The organism is Micromonospora sp. NBC_00860, assembly GCF_045207375.1.
Classification (GTDB): domain Bacteria; phylum Actinomycetota; class Actinomycetes; order Mycobacteriales; family Micromonosporaceae; genus Micromonospora; species Micromonospora vinacea.
The window spans coordinates 1,575,147-1,594,318 of the sequence record NZ_CP108825.1 but is presented as its reverse complement, the minus strand read 5'-3'; the positions used below and the strand labels follow the sequence as shown (position 1 = coordinate 1,594,318).

The following is a 19,172-nucleotide window of genomic DNA, read 5'->3' as shown; positions in this document are numbered from 1 at the left end:
TTTGGGACGATCTGGAGTCGCACCACCGTTCGTACGATGGGTCCCATGCACCCTCGCCTGCACGTGGTGTTGGCCGAGCCGCGTGTCTCACCCGCCCCGTCGCGGACGTGGCGCGACTGGGCGGTGATCGCCGCCCTCGCGCCGGCGATCCTGGTGGAAGGGGTCTTCCGACCCGATCTGCCGTGGCGGGTGGGCTGCGTCGTCGTCGCGCTCGCGCTGCTGCCCACGCTCCTGTGGCGGCGTACCGCACCGCTGGCGATGGTGGTGATCGCTTTCGGCTGCACGACGGTCGCCCCGTTCGTGCTGCCCGGCGATCCCTGCCAGCTGTTCACGGCGAGCTTCCTGGTCCTCCTGGTCTACGCGCTGTTCCGTTGGGGCTCCGGCCGGGATGCGGTGCTCGGTTCGTTCTTCGTGGTGGCCAAGGTGACCACCGCCGGCCTGGTCGGCTCGATCGACGGCGGTGAGCTGGTCGCCGGTTTCGCGGTGATGTTCGCCGCCGCCACGCTGGGTGTCGCGATCCGTTTCCGCGCCGCCGCCCGACTGCGCGAGCTCGATCAGGTGAAGCTGTTGGAGCGGGAACGGCTCGCCCGCGACCTGCACGACACGGTGGCCCACCACGTGTCGGCGATGGCGATCCGCGCCCAGGCCGGCATCGCCGCGTCGGCGAGTCAGCCGGATGCCGCCGTCGAGGCGCTGCACACCATCGAGGCCGAGGCGTCCCGTGCGCTTGCCGAGATGCGCGCGATGGTCCGCGTCCTGCGCCGCAACGAGCCCGCCGACCTGGGTCCCAACCCGCAGATCGCCGACATCGGGCGGCTCGCCGGCCAGTTCCGCACCGGGCCGACCGTCGACGTGGATCTGCGCGGCGACCTCGGCGGCCTTCCGCCCACTGTCGGCTCCGCGCTCTACCGCCTGGCTCAGGAGTCGGTCACCAATGCCCGTCGGCACGCGCGCCACGCCACCCGCATCGAGGTCAGCGTCGCGGCCGACGACACGTCGGTGTGCCTTCGGGTCAGCGACGACGGTGAGGCCGGCGGCGCCCGTCCGACCGGTTCGTCCGGTTTCGGGCTGGTGGGCATGATGGAGCGCGCCGACCTGCTCGGCGGCACCTGCGAGGCCGGCCCCAACCCGGACCGTGGGTGGACGGTCACGGCCGTGCTCCCCCGCGAGGGGGTCGGCGCGTGACGGTTCGCGTGCTCGTGGCTGACGACCAGGAGATCGTCCGTACCGGCCTCACCATCATCCTGAACACTCAGCCCGGCATCGAGGTCGTCGGTGGGGCCGGCGACGGCCGCGAGGCGGTCGAGCTCGCCCGGCGGCTCCGCCCCGACGTGTGTCTGTTCGACATTCGGATGCCGGGCATGGACGGCATCGAGGCCACCCGGGCGCTCGCTGGGCCAACCGTCCCGGAGCCGCTCGCGGTGGTCGTCATCACGACCTTCGACCTCGACGAGTACGTGTACGCGGCGCTGCGGGCCGGCGCCCGCGGTTTCCTGCTCAAGGAGGCCGGCCCCGACCTGCTCAGCCAGGCGGTGCACGCGGCCGCCAACGGGGACGCGCTGATCGCGCCGAGCGTCACCACGCGGCTGCTGAAGGCGTTCGCCGACGCGGACCCGGCCGCGCCGCGCGCGCAGCCCGTCGAGGCGCTCACCGACCGGGAGGAGCAGGTCCTGGTCGCCGTCGCGCGGGGACGCACCAACCAGGAGATCGCCGACGAGCTGTACATCACGTTGAGCACTGTCAAGTCGCACGTCACCAGCCTGATGATGAAGCTGGGGGTGCGTAACCGGGTCGAGGTGGCGATGTGGGCGTACGAGACCAACCGCCGCCGACGGCACTGGTGACCGCCGGAAGTACGACGACGGGGTGCGACCATGGGCCGACCCGATCGCGGCCCATGTGCCGATGAGCGGGGACGGGTGCGGCGTCCACCATCGGTGGCATGACGATGCGCGAGTGGCGGCTACCCGCCGCGTTGATCCTGCTGGGACTGATACCGATACTCGCCGGCGCGGGACGTCTCACCGAGTTGGGCGCCGGACCGGAGGTCACCCCGGCGAACGCGCGCTTCGTCGCCGATCCGCTGCCTGTGGTGTTGCACATCGTCGGCGCCGTGGTCTACACGATCCTCGGCGCGTTCCAGTTCGTGCCCCGTCTGCGCCGGCACTCCTGGCACCGCAGGGCCGGCCGGCTGCTCGTCCCCTGTGGGCTGACTGTCGCGTTCACCGGCCTGCGGATGGCCGTCGCGTACGACCTGCCGGCCCATGACAACGACGTGCTCGCCGGCATGCGACTCGTCTTCGGCTCGGCCATGGCCGGCTCGATCCTGCTCGGCCTCGCCGCCGTGCTCCGCCGGGACATCGCCCAGCACCGCAGGTGGATGGTGCGCGGCTACGCGATCGGGCTCGGAGCCGGTACCCAGGCGTTCACCCACGCGCCGTACCTCATCGCGACCGGCGAGCAGCCCGACGGCAACGCCCGGGCCGGCCTGGTGGTCGCCGGCTGGTTGATCAATCTTGCGGTGGCCGAGTGGTACCTGCGGCGTCCGGCTCCGGTCGTCACCGCGGCGGCCCTGCGCTGAATCACGATGGATCGGCGTCGGCCGTCCGGGTCAGGCCGCCCCGGATGTCCTCCTCGATCCGCTTCGCGGCGGCCAGCAGCGGCGGGAGCAGCTCCCGACGGATCATCTCGAAGGACCCCCGGGTGGCGTGCGCGGAGACGTTCACCGCCGCGATCACCGACCCGTTCTCACCGCGGATCGGCGCGGCCACGGAGCGCAGCCCCTCCTCCAACTCCTGGTCCACGATGGCGTACCCCTGGGTGGCGATCTTCGTCAGGACGGCGCGCAGCTTGGCCGGGTCGGTGACGGTGCGCCGGGTCAGCGGTCGCAGCTGCGCCGTGGCCAGGTAGTCGTCCAGCCAGTCCGCCGGTTGCGCGGCGAGCAGTACCCGGCCCATGGAGGTGGCGTACGCGGGGAACCGGGTGCCGACGCTGATCCCCACCGTCATGATCCGCTTGGTGGGCACGCGCGCGACGTAGACCACCTCGTCGCCGTCGAGCACCGACACCGAGCAGGACTCGTGCACCCGCGCGACGAGCGCCTCCATGTGCCGCTGCGCGACCTCGGGCAGGCTCAGGCTGGACAGGTACGCGTAGCCGAGTTCGAGGATCCGTGCCCGCAGCGAGAAGAGCCGGCCGTCGGTGTGCACGTAGCCCAGCTCGACCAGGGTGAGCAGGAACCGGCGCGCCGCGGCCCGGGTCAGTCCGGTCCGTCTTGCCACGTCACTGAGCGTGAGCTGCGGATGTTCGCCGTCGAACGCCCGGATCACCGCGAGGCCGCGCTCCAACGACTGGACGAACTCCGGCGACCTCGTCGCCTCCTCGCTCACGCTCACCCGGCCTCCTGTCGCAGGGTCTCCCGGGCCACCTTGAACGCCCGGTTCGCCGCCGGTACGCCAGCGTAGACGCCGACCTGGAGCAGGACCTCCGCCACCTCGTCCGGGCTGAGCCCGTTGCGCAGCGCGGCCCGGACGTGCATCGCCAGCTCCTCGTCGTGGTGCAGGGTGGCGAGCACGGCGAGGGTGATGCAACTGCGGGTACGCCGGTCGAGGCCCGGCCTGCTCCACACCTCCCCCCAGGCGTAGCGGGTGATGAAGTCCTGGAAGTCGGCGGTGAACTCCTCCGTGTTGGCGACCGCGTGGTCCACGTGCGCGTCACCCAGCACCTGTCGACGTACCGTCATGCCCGCCTCGTGCCGCTCGCGGTCGTTCATTCGTCACCACGTCCCTCGTGGAAGTGTTCCAACAGGAGTCGGCACACCTGCTCGGGTTGCTCGACGTTGGCCAGGTGCGCCGCCGCGTCGAGCACGGCCAGCCGGGCCTGTGGGATACGCCCGACGATCTCGCGGGCGTGCACCACCGGGGTTGCCGGGTCGTCCGCTCCGGCGACGACCAGCGTCGGCGCGGTGACGCGGTCGAGGTCGGGTCGGAGGTCCATCGAGGCTATCGCCTCGCAGCAGGCGGCGTATCCGGCCGACGACGTCGCGGTCAGCATGGCGCGGTGCGCGGCGACCACCTCCGGCCGGGCCGCGGCGAAGGCCGGGGTGAACCAGCGAGCCACCACCGCGTCGGCGATCGCCGGTAGACCGTTCGCGCGTACCGTCGCGGCTCGTTCCCGCCACTGCTCAGGTGGGCCGAGCGACGCCGACGTGCAGAGCAGCGCCAGCCGACGCACCCGCTCGGGCGCGTGCGTGGCGAGCCACATGCCCGCCATGCCCCCGAGGGACAGCCCCGCGTAGTGCACCCACGCCACGTCGAGGTCGTCCAGCGTCCGCAGCAACTCCCGGCCCAGCAGGTCCAACGTGTACGGCCCGGGCGGCACCGCCGAGCGGCCGTGGCCCAGGTGGTCGTACCGAATGACCCGGAACCGTTGAGCGAGCGCCGGGACCTGGGGTCCCCACATCGCGGCGGCGGTGCCGAGGGAGCTGCCGAGCAGCAGCACCGGCGCGGCGGCCGGGCCGTCGACGGTGAGGTGCAACCGGGACGTCATCCGTCCACGCCCCGAGCGGCGGCCAGAGCACTGTCGACGAACCGGCCGGCCGAGCCGAGCCAGCGGTACGGGTCGAGCGCCTCGGCTATCTCCGTGTCGGACAGGTGGGCGCGTACCTCCGGGTCGGCGAGCAGCGCGGCGCGGAACGAGGGTCCGGCGGCGGCGCGGGTCACCAGGTCATGTGCGACGCCGCGACCGACAGCGGGTGCCAGCCGCGCGGCGACGGCCTCGGCGAGCAGCAGGCCGCCGGTCGCGTCGAGGTTCTCCCGCATCCGCTCCGGACGGACCTGCAGCCCGGCCAACATCCGGGCGCACCGGGCGGCGGCGCCACCGGCGAGGTGCAGCAGATCGAGCAAGGGCTCCCACTCGGCGTGCCAGGCGCCGGCGGCCCGCTCGTGCTCCTGCACCGCGGCGGCGAACAGGGTGGCGACGAGACCCGGACCCCGTCGCGCCGCGGCGGTGACGAGGATCGAGTCCACCGGGTTGCGCTTGTGCGGCATGGCCGAGGATCCGCCGCGTCCGGCGCCGCCCTCGGCGACCTCGCCTACCTCGTTCTGGGCGAGCAGCCCGACGTCGAGCGCGACCTTGCCGGCGGCCACGAGCAGCCCACCGAGGGCGGTGGCCAGATCGAGCCAGGGCTGACGGCGGGTGTGCCAGGGCAGCGGGCTCGGCGGGAGGCCCAGGTGCGCCGCGAAGCGCTCGGTGACCTCGGCACCGGCTGGGCCGTACGCGGCCAGGGTGCCGACCGCGCCCCCGAGTTGCGCCGGCTGTGTGACACGAGCCCGACGCAGCCGGTCCCGGCCCTCGACCAGACCGGTCAACCAGCCGGCGGCCTTGAGCCCGAACGTGGTGGGTGCCGCCTGCTGCCCGAGTGTCCGGGCGACCATCACGGTGTCCCGGTGGGCGTCGGCCAGCTGGGCGGCGGCGTCCACGGCGGCGTCGAGGTGATCCAGCAGCGGCCCGAGCGCCCGCACAGCCACCAGGACCAGCGCGGTGTCCAGGACATCCTGGCTGGTCGCCCCAAGATGCACCCAGGCTCGGGCGTCCTCGGGCACGGCGGCGGTCAGCTCACCCACCAGCGGGACGACCGGGCTACCCGTGGCGTCGGCCGCCCGGCCGAGCGCCAGCGGGTCGTACCGCTCGGCGCGGCACTGCTCGACGATCGCCTCGGCAGCCGGCGGTGGCAGGATGCCGGCGTCCGCCGCGGCCCGGGCGAGCGCGGCCTCCACGTCGAGCATCGCCTGGAGCAGTGACGGGTCGCTGAGTTCCGCGTCGACGTCCGGGGCGCCGGAGAGGCCGCCGAGCAGGCCGTCAGACGGCGAAGAAGACGGTCTCATGGTCTCCCTGCAACTGGATGTCGAACCGGAACCCGTCCGAGGCGGGACTCGCCAGCAGGGTGCCACGGCGGTCCGCGTCGACGCTGCACAGCACGGGGTCGGCGGCGTTCGCCGCTGGCTCGTCGGGGAAGTAGAGCCGGGTGACGAGGCGGTGCAGCAGCCCACGCCCGAAGACCGACAGGCTCAGGTGGGGGGCTTCGGTGCCGCCGTCCGGCTCGGGCAGCGAACCCGGCTTGACGGTCAACAGCCGGTACCACCCCTGCCCGTCGGTCTCGCTCCGCCCGAATCCGCGAAAGCCCGCGAGCCTGGGCGGCCGGGCCCCCCGAGGGTCGTCCGGATGGTCGAACCGGCCGTCCGGGTCGGCCTGCCAGCTCTCCACCATCGCGTCGATCACCGGCGTCCCGGTGCCGTCGACGATCCGACCCCTGATCCAGAACGCACCCGGCGTGCCCTCGGGTACGACGTACGGGCCGTCGGGCCAGCGCAGGCCGATGTGCAGGTACGGCCCGACGGTCTGCGCGGGCATGAGGCCCAACTGCTCACTCATCGTCGTCCTCGTCCTCGAAGGGGGTGCTCTCCCGGCCGCGCAGCACGATGTCGAACTCGTACGCCAACGCCCACTCCGGTGCCGTGGTGGCGTGGTCGTAGCGGGCGATCATCCGTTCCCGGGCCTTCGGGTCGCGGACCGAGTTGAAGATCGGGTCTTGGAAGAAGAGCGGGTCGCCCGGGAAGTACATCTGCGTGACCAGCCGCTGGGTGAACGCGCGGCCGAAGAGGGAGAAGTGGATGTGCGCCGGCCGCCAGGCGTTGTCGTGGTTACGCCAGGGGTAGGCGCCGGGCTGCACGGTGATGAACCGGTATCGCCCCTGGTCGTCGGTGAGCGCCCGGCCCACCCCTTCGAAGTGGGGGTCGAGCGGCGCGGGCCAGGTGTCGCGTGCGTCGCGGTACCGGCCAGCGGCGTTTGCCTGCCAGATCTCGACCAGGGTCCGGGGTACCGGTCGGCCGTCACCGTCGCGGACCCGCCCGTGCACGATGATCCGCTGTCCCTGCGGCTCACCGTCGTGCTGGCGGGTCAGGTCGTGGTCGAGCGCACCGAGCCGCCCCTCCCCCAGCAACGGCCCGGTGACCTCGGTCAGCCGCTGCGGCAGGTAGATCAGTGGGTGTCTCGGCGCCCGCGCCACTGTCGACTTGTAGCCGGGGCTGAGCAGGGGTGGGTGGGTCTCGACGTCGTCGCGCCGGTACCGCGGTAGCACCAGGCCGCCGCTGGCCCGGGTGTCCTGAGTGGTCATTGTCGTCTCCTGTCGGACTTCGTCGCCTCCAGCGCCCGCAGCACCGCGAGTTCCCGTGCCGTCGGTGGCTCACCCGTGGTCAGCCCTTCGGCGACGGCGAGGTCCCAGCCGGTGGCCGCCCGCGCCTGCTCCCGCGTCACGCCGGGATGCAGGCGGGTCAGCGTGAGTTCGCAGGTGACCGGGTCGGGTTCGAGGACGCCGAGGTCGGTGATCACCACTCGGGGGCCTCCGCCCCGCAGGCCGAGTCGCTCCCGGTCGCCCGGGCCCGTCCCGTACCCGACCGAGGTGACGAAGTCGACCCGTTCGGTGAACGTCCGGAGGTCCTGCCGGACGATCACCACGACCTCGCCGCAGGAGGCGGCGATCTCCGGGGCGCCACCGGCGCCGGGCAGCCGAACCGTCGGGGCGTCGTAGTCGCCACCGACGACCGTGGTGTTGATGTTGCCGTAGCGGTCGAGCTGCGCGGCGCCGAGGAAGCCCACGTCGATCCGGCCCGGCTGGAGCCAGTAGTTGAACACCTCGGGCACCGACACCACCGCGTCAGCCGTGTCGGCGAGGACGCCGTCGCCGATGGAGAGCGGAAGCCGGTCGGGCTTCGCGCCGAGGCACCCGGATTCGTAGATGAGCACCAGGTTCGGGGCGTGGGTCGCCCGGGCGAGATTCGCCGCGGTGCTGGGCAGCCCGATCCCCACGAAGCAGGCGGTGTCGTCGCGCAGTTGCCGCGCGGCGGCGACTGTCATCATCTCGTCGGCGGTCCAGTCCGCCATCGCGTTCCCTCGCTCGTCGCGCTGACTCATGCCGCCGCCCCGGCCTTGTGCACGTGCTCGTCCAGCCAGGCGCGGAAGGTGTCGCGGTGCCGGCTGACGGCGTCCCAGTCCCGGTAGAAGTCGTTGTCGCGCACCGAGTAGCCGTGGGCGTAGGAGGGGTGCGCGCCGCCGGGCACCTCGGCTACCGCGGTGACCGCCCAGCCGGGCAGGACGACCTGCCCGGGTACGGGTTCCAACTCGTCCACGATCTCCTCGACGGTGACCAGTGACCGGTGGGCGGCGAGCACCGCCTCCTTCTGCACCCCGGTGATGCCCCACATCTGCACGTTGCCGTTGCGGTCGGCGCGCTGGGCGTGCACCACCGTCACGTCGGGCCGCAGGGCGGGGACGGCGGTGAGTGTCTCGCCGGTGAAGGGGCAGGTGATGGGCCGGATGTTCGTCGTGTGCCCGGGCAGGTCGGTGCCGGTGTAGCCGCGCAGGACGGCGAACGGCAGCCCGGACGCCCCGGCGACGTACCGGTTCGCCATGCCCGCGTGACTGTGCTCCTCCAGCTCGAGCGGACGCGGCCAGGCGTGCTGCACGGCGTCCCGGAAGCGGTGCAGCGACCCGACGCCCGGGTTGCCGCCCCAGGAGAAGACCAGGCGACGGGCGCAACCCGCGCCGATGAGCTGGTCGTAGATGACGTCGGGGGTCATCCGCACGAGGGTCAGGTCCTGCCGTCCCTGGCGGATGATCTCGTGACCGGCGGCGAACGGGATGAGGTGCGTGAACCCTTCCAGGGCCACCACGTCACCGTCGCGGACCAGGTGCGCCACGCCGTCGGCCAGCGAGACGAGCTTCGCCATGGGCCTCCCCGCCTCCTGCGAAAACCGTGCTGCCGCCAGCCGTTCGCTATGCGGACTGCCGTACTCATATCGAACGTACGACGGAGGATGGCATCCGTCAACGACAGGCTGGCCCGGCCCGCGTGACACGTCCACAGTGTTTGGTACTCACGTCGGACGATGCGTTGACGCGAGCCGAGCCACGTGCCAACGTTCATGGAGAGAACAGCCGTTCGGTAAGCGAACACCTCCGAGGAGGACCGCCATGACACTGCTGGACGCCACGACCTGGCAGGGCACGCTGCACAGCAACGGCTGGGTGGAACCCGCCGGCGGCACGGCGCCGGTGCGATCCCCCGCCAGCGGGGAGCAGATCGGCCAGGTCGGCGTGGCGAACGCCGAGGACGTGACGCGCGCCTGCGCCCGCGCCGCCGCCGCCCAGCGCGCCTGGGCCGGCACCGGCTACGCCGAGCGGGCGGCGGTGCTACGCCGGGCCGGGCACCTGTTCGAGCGGCACGCCGCCGAGATCGGCGACTGGATCGTGCGGGAGTCCGGGTCCATCCCACCCAAGGCCGGCGTCGAGACCGACACCGCGGCGCAGGAGTGCTACGAGGCGGCGGCGCTGGCCTCGCACCCGCTCGGCGAGATCATCCCGAGCGCGCAACCGCGGCTCAGCCTGGCTCGCCGGTTGCCCGTCGGCGTCGTCGGCGTCATCGCGCCGTTCAACTTCCCGCTCATCCTGGCCACCCGTTCCGTGGCCCCGGCCCTGGCGCTGGGCAACGCCGTGGTGCTCAAGCCCGATCCGCGCACGGCGGTCTGCGGTGGTGTCTCGATCGCTCGGGTCTTCGAGGAGGCCGGCCTGCCCGACGGTTTGCTGCACGTCCTTCCCGGCGGGGTCGAGGTCGGGGAGGCGCTGGTGGCCGACCCGAACGTACGGGTGATCAGCTTCACCGGCTCGACCGCTGCCGGCCGCAAGGTCGGCGAGGCGGCGGCACGCCACCTCAAACGTGCGCACCTCGAACTCGGTGGCAACTCGGCGCTGATCGTGCTCGACGACGCCGACCTGGACCTCGCGGTCTCCGCCGGCGCCTGGGGGTCGTTCCTGCACCAGGGCCAGATCTGCATGACCACAGGCCGGCACCTGGTGCACGAGAGTCTGTCCGAGCGCTACGTGGAGCGGCTGGCGGAGAAGGCGAACCACCTGCCGGTCGGCGACCCGGCGAAGGAGCAGGTGGCACTCGGGCCGATCATCGACGAGCGCCAACGCGACAAGATCCATGCACTGGTCACGGCGAGCGTCGACGCGGGTGCCCGGCTGGCCGCCGGTGGCACGTACGAGGGGCTGTTCTACCGGCCCACGGTGCTCACCGACGTCACCCCCGCGACCCCGGCGTACGCCCAGGAGGTCTTCGGCCCGGTCGCGCCGGTGATCACCTTCGCCGACCAGGACGAGGCCGTGGAGTTGGCCCGGCAGACCGAGTACGGCCTGTCGCTGGGCATCCTGAGCCGGGACGTGATGCGGGCGATGACCCTGGCCGACCGGATCCCCAGCGGGGTCGTGCACATCAACGATCAGACGGTGAGTGACGAGGCGGTGGCGCCGTTCGGTGGGGTGGGGGCGTCCGGCACCGGCTCCCGGTTCGGCGGACCCGCGGCGAACGTCGAGGCGTTCACCGAGACCCAGTGGCTCACCGTGCAGGGCGCCATCACGCGGTACCCGTTCTGACACCGGGAGGAGAGGGGCATGCCGGGAATGCGTACCCAGGTCGGCATCGTCGGCGCCGGGCCGGCGGGGCTCATGTTGTCGCACCTGCTGCACCTGCGCGGGATCGAGTCCGTGGTGCTGGAGAGCCGCAGCCGCGACCACGTCGAGCACCGACTCCGGGCGGGCGTCCTCGAACACGGCTCGGTCGACCTGCTCCGCCGCAGCGGCGTCGGCGAGCGGCTGCAACGGGAAGGGCTGCGCCACGAGGGCATCGAGCTGCGCTTCGCCGGCGAGTCGCACCGCGTGCCGATGGCAGACCTGACCGGGCGGGCGATCACCGTCTACGGGCAGCAGGAGGTGGTCAAGGACCTGATCGCCGCCCGGCTCGCGGCCGGCGGCTCGATCCTCTTCGAGGCCGACGCGGTACGCCTGGACGGTCTCGACTCGGACTCGCCGACCGTCCACTTTCGACGCCATGGGCGGGACGAGGAGCTGCACTGCGACTTCGTGGCCGGCTGCGACGGGTTCCACGGGGTGAGTCGCGGCGCGGTGCCCGAGGGGGTGCTGACCACCTACGAGCGGGTGTACCCGTTTGCCTGGTTGGGCGTCCTCGCCGCCGCGCCGCCGGCGGTGGACGAACTCATCTACGCCAACCACGAACGGGGCTTCGCCCTCTACAGCATGCGCTCCCCCGAGATCTCTCGGTTGTATCTCCAGGTCGCGCCGGATGAGGACATCGCCGCGTGGCCGGACGAGCGGATCTGGACAGAGCTGCGGGCGCGGTTGGAGACGGTGCCGGGGTGGTCGCTCAACGAGGGGCCGATCCTGGAGAAGTCCATCACCCCGATGCGCAGCTTCGTGGTCGAGCCGATGCAGTGGGAGCGGCTGTTCCTGGCCGGGGACGCCGTGCACATCGTTCCGCCCACCGGCGCGAAGGGCATGAACCTGGCCCTGGCCGACGTCGCGCTGCTCGGGGACGCCTTCGCCGGGTGGTACGACGGGGGACGCACCGATCTGCTGGAGTCCTATTCGGCCACGGCGTTGCGCCGGGTCTGGCGGGCCCAGCACTTCTCCTGGTGGATGACGTCCATGCTGCACCGGCTGGACCGTGACGACCCGTACGAGACGAAGCTGCAGACCGCCACGCTGAGGTACGTCGCCAGCTCCGACGCCTACGCCACGAGCCTGGCCGAGAACTACGTGGGTCTGCCCGAGGTCTGAAAGCGAGCGTGGCGACGTCGCCACGTAGAGCGTCGTTCAACTAATCCATGACGGGCGTCAGAAATTATTGACTTTCGATGCCGAGGTGACTGACCATGGCCAGCACAGCGGCGTGCGCCCCCACGCAGCGGTAGTTCACCTGCAGATCCGAGGCATCCGCCGACTTCCGACGCACCCACCACCCCCGCCCAGGAAGGGCCTCGTCAATGAAGAAGGTCATGGCTCTCGGGCTGATCGCCGCTACCGCGATCGCCCTCACCGGATGTACCGACTCCGACGCGTCCAACCCGTCCGAGCAGACCTCGGGCGACCTGCGCAAGGTCCGGGTCGCGGCGCTGCCCATCACCGAGACCGCCGCGCTGTGGGGCGGCATCAAGGCGGGCATCTTCGCCGAACGCGGGCTCCAGGTCGAGGTGCTGCCCGCCCAGGGCGGCGCGCAGGCCATCCCCGCGCTCATGAACGGCGACATCGACTTCGCCATCGGCCAGCCCTTCGGCCCGTTCCGGGCCGACCTGCGGGATCTCGGCGTCGTCATCATCGGCAACTACGCCTCCTCGTACGCCGACGGCGACGACATCAACGCCGTGGTGGCCTCGGCGAAGTCCGGCATCAAGCGGCCGGCCGACCTCGCGGGCAAGCGGGTCTCGGTCAACAGCCTGGGCGCCGCCGGCGACGTGACGATCATGGCGGCGGTCGAGAAGGATGGCGGCGACCCGTCGAAAATCAAGTTCGTCGAGGTCGCCTTCCCGGACGCCCCGGCCCAACTCGAATCCGGCAACATCGACGCCGCTTGGGTACCCGAACCCTTTGTCACTCAACTGAAGGCCCGTGGCGACACCTTCATCGTCGCGCCCTACCAGGCGGTGGTGCCCGGCCTGACCACGCTCACCACCATCACCACCAAGGAACGCACCGAAAAGGACGCCAAACTGGTCGAGGACTTCACGGCGGCGATGAAGAAGACGTTGGAGTGGGCCAAGGCCCCCGCCAACGAGGCGGCGCTCCGGCAGGCCATCAAGGACAATCTGGAGCTGCCCCCACCGGTGGCCGAGTCGGTGCGGCTACCGGCCTTCGGCTGGGAGGTCGACCGGTCGAGCCTGCAGACGCTCGCCGAGCTCGCGCAGAAGTACAAGGTGCTCGACAAGCAGCCCAACTTCGACCGTCTCATCCAGCAGCAGTAGCCGGCGCGATCCCGCCCTCCCCGGCCTCCGGACCGGGGAGGGCCTCGCCGCCCGCCTGACGACGGGAGTGACAATGCGCGTGTTTCCCACCCGACGCCTGCGCGCGTTACGCAAAGCGATGCTGGGCGTCGTCGGCCTGACCGGGTTCCTCGTCGTCTGGCAACTGATCCCGACGTTGGGCCTGATCAACCCGCTGTATCTGCCGTACGTGACGGACGTGCTGGCGCGGCTGTTCGAGCAGTTCGTCGACCTCGCGTTCTGGCGACGGCTGGGCAGCACCATGACGTCCTGGGCGATCGGCCTCACGGTGGCGACGGTCGCCGCCGTCGTCCTCGGCACGGTCGTCGGGTTGGTGCCGTTCCTGCGGCGCGCGACCCACACGATGGTCGAGTTCCTGCGACCGATCCCGTCGGTCGCCCTCATCCCGCTCGCCGTGCTGATGTTCGGCATCCAGCGGGAGGCCGCCCTCGTCATCATCATCTACGCGTCGTTCTGGCAGGTGTTCGTGCAGGTGATCTACGGCGTCGCCGACGTCGACGTGGTGGCTCGCGACACCGCCCGCAGTTTCGGTCTGACCCGGCGGGAGCAGTTGTCGCACCTCGTCCTGCCGACCACCCTGCCGTACCTCATGACGGGCCTACGGCTCGCGGCGGCGGTCGCGCTCATCCTCGCCATCACCGCGGAGATGGTGATCGGCAACCCCGGCCTCGGGCGCATGATCGAGCTGTCCCGGTCCTCCGGAGACGCCGCCGGCCTGTACGCGCTGGTCGTGGTCACCGGCCTGCTCGGGCTCATGGTGAACATCGTCTTCCGGTTCATCGAGCGTCGGGTGCTGTCCTGGCACCAGTCGGTACGCGGAGAGGAGCCGCTGTGACCGCGTACACCGGGCGGGTCGCCACCACGGCACGCCGCCGGACGGTCGGGTCCCGGATCGCGGCGAGCCTCCTCTACCCGCTGGGGCTGCCGACCCTGCTTCTGGTGCTCTGGGGTCTGGTGGCGACGAGGACGACGAGCCGGTTCTTCCCCGATCCGTTGACGATCGCCGAAGCCTTCCGGGAGACCTGGGTCGGTCCGGCGTTCGTCGAGGACGTGCTGCCGAGCCTCGCCCGCCTGGGCCTCGGTGTCGCCGCGTCGATCGTGCTCGGCATCGCCGCCGGCACCGTCATCGGCCTGACCCACTGGTTGCGCGAACTCCTCGAACCGCTGCTGGAGTTCCTCCGGGCCATCCCGCCGCCGGTACTGATTCCGGTGGTGATGCTCCTGCTCGGGATCACGGACATCATGAAGGTCGTCGTGATCGTCTCCGGCGCGGTCTGGCCCATCCTGTTGAACACCATCGAGGGTGTCCGGGGGACGGACAGCGTCATGACGGAGACCGCGGAATCGTTCCAGGTCTCCTGGTGGGAACGGCTCTGGTTCCTCGTGCTCCCGGCCGCCAGCCCACGGATCATGGCCGGGGTCCGTCAGGCCCTCTCGGTCGCGCTGATCCTGATGGTCATCTCCGAGATATTCGCCTCCTCCTCCGGCCTCGGTTACCGGATCGCCTACTTCCAGCGCAACTACCTGATCGCCGAGATGTGGAGCGGCATCCTCCTCCTCGGTCTCGTCGGCGTCTTCCTCGCCGTCGCTTTCGGTCTCGTCGAACGGCGCGTCCTGCGCTGGTACCACGGAATCAGGGAGGTCAACCGTGCCTGATCGGCGCAGGCTGCTGCGAGTGGAGCACCTACGGAAGGTCTACGAGGCCGCGACGGGCGACGTCGAGGCGATCGGGGACATCAGCTTCACGATGGACGCCGGTGAGCTCGTCTGCATCGTCGGCCCGTCCGGTTGCGGCAAGACCACCCTCCTGAAGTGCCTCGCCGGTCTGCTGCGGCCAACCGGCGGCGTGGTCGAGATGGACGGCTCGCCGGTGACCGGGCCCAGCCCGGCCATGGCCGTCGTGTTCCAGGAGTACGGTCGCAGCCTCTACCCCTGGCTGACGGTGCGCGGAAACGTCGAGCTTCCACTGCGGCACAAGAAGCTCACCCGCGCGGCCCGGAACAAGCTGGTCGTCGACGCTCTTGAGGCGGTGGGCCTCGCGCACGCCGCGCGAAGCCACCCGTGGCAACTCTCCGGGGGGATGCAGCAACGCGTGGCGATCGCACGGGCGATCGCCTACCAGCCCGACGTGCTGATCATGGACGAACCGTTCGCCGCCGTGGACGCGCAGACCCGGGCCGACCTGGAGGACCTGGTCCGCGAGTTGCACGCCAGCCGCACCATCTCGGTTGTCTTCGTCACCCACGACATCGACGAGTCGGTGTATCTCGGTCAGCGGGTTCTAGTATTGTCCACGTCGCCGACCTGGGTCCAGGAGGACCTCGCGATCGACCTGCCGCCGGAGCGCGATCAGATCACGACCCGCGCTCTGCCCCGTTTCACGGAACTGCGGACGCACGTCTACGACCAGATCCAGCGGGCCAAGCGCGGGCAGGCTGTGGCCCCGCGATCCGCGCAGTGATCGGCGGCCACGGCAACGAGTGCGCCGAAGGGAAGGGCTGTGGGTAGTCGTCAGCCGAAGCAGTTGTTGCTCGCCTTCTTCGGCGAGCACGTCGTCGATGGCGCCACGGGACCCATCCGGGCGAGCGTCCTGATCACCGTGCTGGAGGGTGCCGACGTCGCCGCGCCGGCCACCCGCGCGACCCTCGACCGTCTCGTGCACAGCGGCATCCTCGCCCGCAGCCGGAGCGGCCGGGAGACGCTGTTCTCACTGACCGAGCACGGGGTCGCTGTATTACGCGAGGCGACGTACCGCGTTCGCGGCCCGCGGCCCTTCGACCCCCAGGGCAGCGGGTGGACGCTGGTCACCTTCTCCATCCCGGAGGGCCAGCGGATGCTGCGGCACCGGCTGCGCTCGACCCTCACCTGGGAGGGCTTCGCGCCGCTCCGGGACGGGCTCTGGCTCGCGCCCGGCGAGGTCGACCTCGCCGGTTCGTTGGAGCCGCTGCGGCAGGACCTCGCGCCCAACACCGTGGTCGCCTTCCACGCCCGCGAACTCGCCGGGTTCCCGATCGGCGAGAGTGTGCGCTCAGCGTGGGACATCGAGGCGATCCGGCGGGCGCACCTCGCCTTCATCGACGTGTGGGACGACCCGTCCGCGATGGCGATGGCGCCGAGCGCCCTCACTGTTCGGACCATGCTCGTGGCGGACTGGCTCGCGCTGCTGCGCGCCGACCCGAGGCTGCCGGCCGAGTTCATGGACGCGGAATGGCCCGCCACGAGATCGGTGGAGACCTACCGTCGGATGCACGAGAAGCTGGCCGAGGCGTCCGCGGCGGAGTTCGCCGAACTCGTCGCGGCCCGGCCCGCGGCTAAGCGCCGAATCGGCTCCTCAGATCGGCCTTCCGCACCTTCCCCGACGCCGTCCGCGGCAGCTCATCCACGATGACGACGTTCTTCGGAAGCTTGTAGCGTGCGATCCTGCCGTCCAGGCACGCCCGGACGGTGGCGGTGTCCACGGACACCCCCTCCCGTACGGTCACGATCGCCCACGGCACCTCCCCCCAACGCGCGTCCGGTACCCCGATGACAGCCGCCGAGGTCACCCCGTCGACCTCGGTGAGCAGTTGCTCGAGTTCGAGCGGGTAGATGTTCTCGCCCCCCGAAATGATCATGTCCTTGAGGCGACCGGAGATGTAGAGGTAGCCGTCAGCGTCCAGGTGGCCGAGGTCGCCGGAGCGGAACCACCCGTCGGCCGTGAACGCCTCGGCGGTCGCCTCCGGGAGGCCGTGGTACCCGGGGAAGACGTTGGGCCCGGCCACCTCGATCTCACCGACAACGCCGGTGGGCACCACCGCGCCGCCCGCGTCGGTGATCCGCACGTCGGTGAAGAAGTGCGGCAGACCGGCACTGCCCTGCTTGACGCGGGTCATCGTCGGCGGCAGCGCGGTCGCGCCCGGCGCGGCCTCGGTCATGCCATAACCCTGCGAGAAGGACAGGCCCCGTGCCTCGTACGCGTTGAGGATGCGGGCCGGCACCGCCGAGCCTCCGCAGGTGAGCTTCGTCAGCGTGGACAGGTCGGTCGACGCCCAGGCGGGGTGGTCGGCCATCAACTGGTAGGTGGTCGGCACGCCGCTGAGCATGGTGACCCCGTGCCGCTCGATCTGCGCGAGTGCGCGGCCCGGCTCGAAGCCCTTCTCGATGACCATCGTGGCGCCCTTGAGGATGACGGGCAGGGCGCCCATCCCGAGCGAGGCGACGTGGAACAGCGGCGAGATCATGAGCGCGACGTCGGTGGAAACGACGTCGTAGTCCACCACACAGTTGAGCGCCACCCAGGTGAGGTTGCCGTGGGTCAGCACGGCGCCCTTGGCCCGGCCGGTCGTGCCCGAGGTGTAGACGATCGCCGCCGGATCCTCGTGGGTGGTGTCCGCCTGGTCGGTGAACGGAGTGACGGTGGCCCGTGTCAGGTGGGCCAGCCCGGGCCGGTCCGCGGTGCCCTCACCGTTGACGATGACGGACGGGGTCCGGGCGGTCGGCGCGGCGGAGGCCACCGGCACCGCGAAGTCCGGGTCGTGGATCAGCACCCGCGCGCCGCAGTCGGCGAGGACGTACGCGATCTCGGGTGCGGCGAGCCGGGTGTTGACCGGGACGAAGACGGCCCCGAGCTGCGCCGCCCCGAACATCACCTGGAGGAGCTCGGGGCTGTTCTCGCCCAGGTAGGCGACCGAGTCACCCTTGCCGACACCCCGCTCCCGCAGCACCGCCGAGATCCGGTCCGCAGCGTCGGCGAACTGACCGTACGTCATGGGCGACCGGTCGCCGTGGATGATCGCGATCTGGTCCGGGGACTTGAGCCGGCGCTTGGCCACCCAGGCGCCGATTCCGTGCTGATGCATCATCATTCTCCTGGGGGTGGAGGTGGTGTGCTCACCCGGCTCGACGGATGCCCCCGGGCTCAGGCGTAGAAGCGGTACAGCCCTCGCGCGACGACCGCCGGCTTGGTCCCGCCCTCGATCTCGATCGTCTGGTCGACAGCGATCTGGTAGCCGCCGCGCACCTCGACGACCTCGACGACGGTGGCCCGCATGCGCACCCGCGCCCCGACCACGACGGGCGCGGGGAAGCGCACCTTGTCGAGGCCGTAGTTCACCTTCGTGGTCACGCCCTTGACTTCGAGCAGCTCGGTCCAGAAGGGAACCGCCAGGGAGAGGGTGAGGAAGCCGTGCGCGATCGGCGCGCCGAACGGGCCGGTCCTCGCCCGTTCGGGGTCGACGTGGATCCACTGGTGGTCGTCCGTGGCGTCGGCGAACAGGTCCACCTGGTCCTGGGTGACAGTGCGGTACCCGGTGTAGCCGAGATCGGTGCCGGCGAGGTCGCCGAGCCGGTCGTAGGTGATGGTCGTCGTCATGGCGTTTCCTCTCGTCGTCACCGGGCGAGGCCCAGTAAGCGGGCCGCGTTGTCCTTCAGGATGCCCGGGAGCACGTCCGGCTTGAGGTCGGTCGATTGCACGTCGCGAAGCCACCGATCGGGGGTGAGCATCGGGTAGTCGGTGCCGAAGAGCACCCGTCGCTTCAGCACCGAGTTGGCGTAGCGCACCAGCTCGGCCGGGAAGTACTTCGGGCTCCAGCCGGACAGGTCGATCCAGGTGTTGTGCTTGTGCGTGGCCACCGACAACGCCTCGTCCTGCCAGGGCACCGAGGGGTGAGCCATGATGATCTGCAGGTCGGGGAAGTCGGCCGCGATCGGGTCGAGCAGGATCGGATTCGACAGGCCGAGCCGCAGGCCGTGGCCGCCCGGCATACCCGCGCCGATGCCGGTCTGCCCGGTGTGGAAGAGCGCCGGGACGCCCGCCCGCTCCAGGAGGCCCCACAGCGGCGCGTACTCGTCGTGGCTGGGGTCGAAGCCCTGCACCGTGGGGTGGAACTTGAAGCCGCGTACGCCCTCCTCCTGGATCAGCCGGTCGGCGAGTTCGACTGCCGCTCCACCGGTGCGCGGGTCGACCGACCCGAACGGGATGAGCACGTCGGCGTGCTCGGCCGCCGCGCGGGCGATGTCGGTGCTCGACAGTGGCTGGTGCTTCAGTTGCGTACGCGCGTCAACGGTGAAGACGACGGCCGCCATGTGCCGCTCGCGGTAGTACTGTGCGACCGCGTCGACCGCAGGCCGTGGCCCGTCCGTCTTGAAGTACGCCGACGCCGCCGCCACGAGCGGCTCCGGCAGTGAGGTGTGACCGTGGCCGTCGACCTCGATGTGCACGTGCATGTCGATCGCCGTGACGTCGTCGAGGTCGATCGCGGGCTGGTACATGGGGCCAACCTT

The 19,172-nt window shown here is 71.2% G+C and carries 21 protein-coding genes; 10 read left to right on the top strand and 11 right to left on the bottom strand.

Going from position 1 to position 19,172, the window contains the following annotated elements:
• The first annotated feature begins 45 nt into the window (after positions 1–45).
• The 3 genes from OH804_RS07230 to OH804_RS07220 all read left to right on the top strand — a co-directional run bounded on the left by OH804_RS07230 (position 46) and on the right by OH804_RS07220 (position 2,581).
• Positions 46–1,185, top strand: a complete 1,140-nt coding sequence (locus tag OH804_RS07230; RefSeq protein WP_406063714.1) for a sensor histidine kinase — start codon at positions 46–48, stop codon at positions 1,183–1,185.
• Positions 1,182–1,844 carry a response regulator transcription factor gene (locus OH804_RS07225; protein WP_196923860.1) on the top strand — a complete coding sequence of 221 codons (663 nt, stop codon included), beginning with the start codon at positions 1,182–1,184 and terminating at the stop codon, positions 1,842–1,844. Before OH804_RS07230 ends, OH804_RS07225 begins: the two co-directional genes overlap by 4 nt.
• A gap of 98 nt (positions 1,845–1,942) precedes the next feature.
• Positions 1,943–2,581, top strand: coding sequence for a DUF2306 domain-containing protein (locus tag OH804_RS07220; protein ID WP_406063711.1), 639 nt, complete (start codon positions 1,943–1,945; stop codon positions 2,579–2,581).
• Position 2,582: 1 nt separating this feature from the next.
• Here the strand turns inward: OH804_RS07220 and OH804_RS07215 are convergent, their stop codons facing one another.
• The 8 genes from OH804_RS07215 to OH804_RS07180 are packed head-to-tail and all read right to left on the bottom strand — an operon-like array spanning position 2,583 to position 8,786.
• Positions 2,583–3,395 carry an IclR family transcriptional regulator gene (locus OH804_RS07215; RefSeq protein ID WP_406063709.1) on the bottom strand — a complete coding sequence of 271 codons (813 nt, stop codon included), beginning with the start codon at positions 3,393–3,395 and terminating at the stop codon, positions 2,583–2,585.
• On the bottom strand, positions 3,392–3,772 hold the full coding sequence (pcaC, locus tag OH804_RS07210; protein WP_406063707.1) for a 4-carboxymuconolactone decarboxylase: 381 nt from the start codon (positions 3,770–3,772) through the stop codon (positions 3,392–3,394). The genes OH804_RS07215 and pcaC overlap by 4 nt, the downstream gene beginning before the upstream one ends.
• A complete protein-coding gene (pcaD, locus tag OH804_RS07205) occupies positions 3,769–4,548 on the bottom strand; it encodes a 3-oxoadipate enol-lactonase (protein ID WP_406063705.1) in 780 nt (259 codons plus the stop codon). The genes pcaC and pcaD overlap by 4 nt, the downstream gene beginning before the upstream one ends.
• Entirely contained in the window at positions 4,545–5,885 is a 1,341-nt protein-coding gene (pcaB, locus tag OH804_RS07200; protein ID WP_406063703.1) for a 3-carboxy-cis,cis-muconate cycloisomerase, read from the bottom strand. The genes pcaD and pcaB overlap by 4 nt, the downstream gene beginning before the upstream one ends.
• Positions 5,860–6,432: a protocatechuate 3,4-dioxygenase subunit alpha gene (gene pcaG / locus OH804_RS07195; protein ID WP_406063701.1), complete on the bottom strand. Its 573-nt coding sequence runs from the start codon at positions 6,430–6,432 to the stop codon at positions 5,860–5,862. Before pcaG ends, pcaB begins: the two co-directional genes overlap by 26 nt.
• On the bottom strand, positions 6,425–7,174 hold the full coding sequence (gene pcaH, locus OH804_RS07190; RefSeq protein ID WP_406063699.1) for a protocatechuate 3,4-dioxygenase subunit beta: 750 nt from the start codon (positions 7,172–7,174) through the stop codon (positions 6,425–6,427). The genes pcaG and pcaH overlap by 8 nt, the downstream gene beginning before the upstream one ends.
• Positions 7,171–7,941 (bottom strand): CoA-transferase, encoded by a 771-nt coding sequence (locus OH804_RS07185; RefSeq protein WP_196925020.1) that lies wholly within the window; start codon positions 7,939–7,941, stop codon positions 7,171–7,173. The genes pcaH and OH804_RS07185 overlap by 4 nt, the downstream gene beginning before the upstream one ends.
• 26 nt (positions 7,942–7,967) lie before the next feature.
• Positions 7,968–8,786 (bottom strand): CoA transferase subunit A, encoded by an 819-nt coding sequence (locus OH804_RS07180; RefSeq protein WP_406063697.1) that lies wholly within the window; start codon positions 8,784–8,786, stop codon positions 7,968–7,970.
• 244 nt (positions 8,787–9,030) lie between these two features.
• Here OH804_RS07180 and OH804_RS07175 point away from each other — a divergent pair, with 244 nt between their 5' ends.
• From OH804_RS07175 to OH804_RS07145, 7 genes are all read left to right on the top strand, one after another.
• Positions 9,031–10,491, top strand: coding sequence for a benzaldehyde dehydrogenase (locus OH804_RS07175; RefSeq protein WP_406063695.1), 1,461 nt, complete (start codon positions 9,031–9,033; stop codon positions 10,489–10,491).
• 18 nt (positions 10,492–10,509) lie between these two features.
• Entirely contained in the window at positions 10,510–11,691 is a 1,182-nt protein-coding gene (gene pobA, locus OH804_RS07170) for a 4-hydroxybenzoate 3-monooxygenase (protein ID WP_406063693.1), read from the top strand.
• A 206-nt stretch (positions 11,692–11,897) separates the two neighbouring features.
• The gene (locus tag OH804_RS07165; RefSeq protein ID WP_196923867.1) at positions 11,898–12,872 is read left to right on the top strand and encodes an ABC transporter substrate-binding protein; all 975 of its coding nucleotides are present in this window, start codon (positions 11,898–11,900) and stop codon (positions 12,870–12,872) included.
• 73 nt (positions 12,873–12,945) lie between these two features.
• Complete coding sequence (locus tag OH804_RS07160; RefSeq protein WP_406063691.1) at positions 12,946–13,746, top strand: ABC transporter permease; 801 nt, start codon at positions 12,946–12,948, stop codon at positions 13,744–13,746.
• Complete coding sequence (locus OH804_RS07155) at positions 13,743–14,567, top strand: ABC transporter permease (protein ID WP_406063689.1); 825 nt, start codon at positions 13,743–13,745, stop codon at positions 14,565–14,567. Before OH804_RS07160 ends, OH804_RS07155 begins: the two co-directional genes overlap by 4 nt.
• Positions 14,560–15,372 carry an ABC transporter ATP-binding protein gene (locus tag OH804_RS07150; protein WP_406063687.1) on the top strand — a complete coding sequence of 271 codons (813 nt, stop codon included), beginning with the start codon at positions 14,560–14,562 and terminating at the stop codon, positions 15,370–15,372. The genes OH804_RS07155 and OH804_RS07150 overlap by 8 nt, the downstream gene beginning before the upstream one ends.
• Before the next feature lie 39 nt (positions 15,373–15,411).
• Positions 15,412–16,299: a PaaX family transcriptional regulator C-terminal domain-containing protein gene (locus OH804_RS07145; protein ID WP_406063685.1), complete on the top strand. Its 888-nt coding sequence runs from the start codon at positions 15,412–15,414 to the stop codon at positions 16,297–16,299.
• On the opposite strand, the gene OH804_RS07140 is transcribed toward OH804_RS07145, so the two are convergent.
• The 3 genes from OH804_RS07140 to OH804_RS07130 are packed head-to-tail and all read right to left on the bottom strand — an operon-like array spanning position 16,223 to position 19,160.
• A complete protein-coding gene (locus OH804_RS07140) occupies positions 16,223–17,749 on the bottom strand; it encodes an acyl-CoA synthetase (RefSeq protein WP_406063683.1) in 1,527 nt (508 codons plus the stop codon). The two genes, OH804_RS07145 and OH804_RS07140, sit on opposite strands and share 77 nt — an antisense overlap.
• 59 nt (positions 17,750–17,808) lie before the next feature.
• A complete protein-coding gene (locus OH804_RS07135) occupies positions 17,809–18,261 on the bottom strand; it encodes a MaoC family dehydratase (protein WP_406063681.1) in 453 nt (150 codons plus the stop codon).
• A gap of 17 nt (positions 18,262–18,278) precedes the next feature.
• Positions 18,279–19,160, bottom strand: coding sequence for an amidohydrolase family protein (locus tag OH804_RS07130; RefSeq protein ID WP_406063679.1), 882 nt, complete (start codon positions 19,158–19,160; stop codon positions 18,279–18,281).
• Between the last annotated feature and the right edge of the window lie 12 nt (positions 19,161–19,172).

Excerpts from the sequence above, each read along its gene's own strand:
- OH804_RS07140 (WP_406063683.1), bottom strand. The coding sequence starts at position 17,749 with ATGCATCAGCACGGAATCGGCGCCTGGGTGGCCAAGCGCCGGCTCAAG.
- pcaH (WP_406063699.1), bottom strand. The coding sequence starts at position 7,174 with ATGACCACTCAGGACACCCGGGCCAGCGGCGGCCTGGTGCTACCGCGG.
- OH804_RS07185 (WP_196925020.1), bottom strand. The coding sequence starts at position 7,941 with ATGGCGGACTGGACCGCCGACGAGATGATGACAGTCGCCGCCGCGCGG.
- OH804_RS07180 (WP_406063697.1), bottom strand. The coding sequence starts at position 8,786 with ATGGCGAAGCTCGTCTCGCTGGCCGACGGCGTGGCGCACCTGGTCCGC.
- OH804_RS07165 (WP_196923867.1), top strand. The coding sequence starts at position 11,898 with ATGAAGAAGGTCATGGCTCTCGGGCTGATCGCCGCTACCGCGATCGCC.
- OH804_RS07175 (WP_406063695.1), top strand. The coding sequence starts at position 9,031 with ATGACACTGCTGGACGCCACGACCTGGCAGGGCACGCTGCACAGCAAC.
- OH804_RS07230 (WP_406063714.1), top strand. The coding sequence starts at position 46 with ATGCACCCTCGCCTGCACGTGGTGTTGGCCGAGCCGCGTGTCTCACCC.
- OH804_RS07130 (WP_406063679.1), bottom strand. The coding sequence starts at position 19,160 with ATGTACCAGCCCGCGATCGACCTCGACGACGTCACGGCGATCGACATG.
- OH804_RS07135 (WP_406063681.1), bottom strand. The coding sequence starts at position 18,261 with ATGACGACGACCATCACCTACGACCGGCTCGGCGACCTCGCCGGCACC.
- pcaG (WP_406063701.1), bottom strand. The coding sequence starts at position 6,432 with ATGAGTGAGCAGTTGGGCCTCATGCCCGCGCAGACCGTCGGGCCGTAC.
- OH804_RS07160 (WP_406063691.1), top strand. The coding sequence starts at position 12,946 with ATGCGCGTGTTTCCCACCCGACGCCTGCGCGCGTTACGCAAAGCGATG.
- pcaC (WP_406063707.1), bottom strand. The coding sequence starts at position 3,772 with ATGAACGACCGCGAGCGGCACGAGGCGGGCATGACGGTACGTCGACAG.
- OH804_RS07220 (WP_406063711.1), top strand. The coding sequence starts at position 1,943 with ATGACGATGCGCGAGTGGCGGCTACCCGCCGCGTTGATCCTGCTGGGA.
- pcaB (WP_406063703.1), bottom strand. The coding sequence starts at position 5,885 with ATGAGACCGTCTTCTTCGCCGTCTGACGGCCTGCTCGGCGGCCTCTCC.
- pcaD (WP_406063705.1), bottom strand. The coding sequence starts at position 4,548 with ATGACGTCCCGGTTGCACCTCACCGTCGACGGCCCGGCCGCCGCGCCG.
- pobA (WP_406063693.1), top strand. The coding sequence starts at position 10,510 with ATGCCGGGAATGCGTACCCAGGTCGGCATCGTCGGCGCCGGGCCGGCG.